Annotated in this window: 1 pseudogene; it reads right to left on the bottom strand. The window is 68.4% G+C overall.

Annotated elements, in window-relative coordinates:
- Nucleotides 1–247, bottom strand: a pseudogene (locus IF19_RS1000000138600) (hypothetical protein); the annotation flags it as partial.

Here is a 247-nt window from a genome sequence, read left to right as displayed (position 1 = left end):
GAAGCGGTACGGCTGGTGGACCTGTTCGGTCGTACCGGCGCGCTGGACGCCGCGCGGGCTGTAGGCGTACGTGTTGACCTTCGTGCCCGTTTCGTCGGCCAGGGCGACCATCGAGCCGAGGGCGTCGGTCAGGTAGTAGTGGTTCTTCCCCCCCACGGGTCATGGAGTTCAGCGTGCCCCCGGGCTCACGGTTGAATCCGGTGTCCACACCGGCCGTTGAGGTCGCGGAGAGGCCGAGCGGGCCGTT

The sequence above is a fragment of the Streptomyces californicus genome, assembly GCF_000717645.1.
GTDB classification, from domain to species: Bacteria; Actinomycetota; Actinomycetes; order Streptomycetales; family Streptomycetaceae; genus Streptomyces; species Streptomyces californicus.
This window is presented reverse-complemented; position numbering and strand designations above follow the sequence as displayed.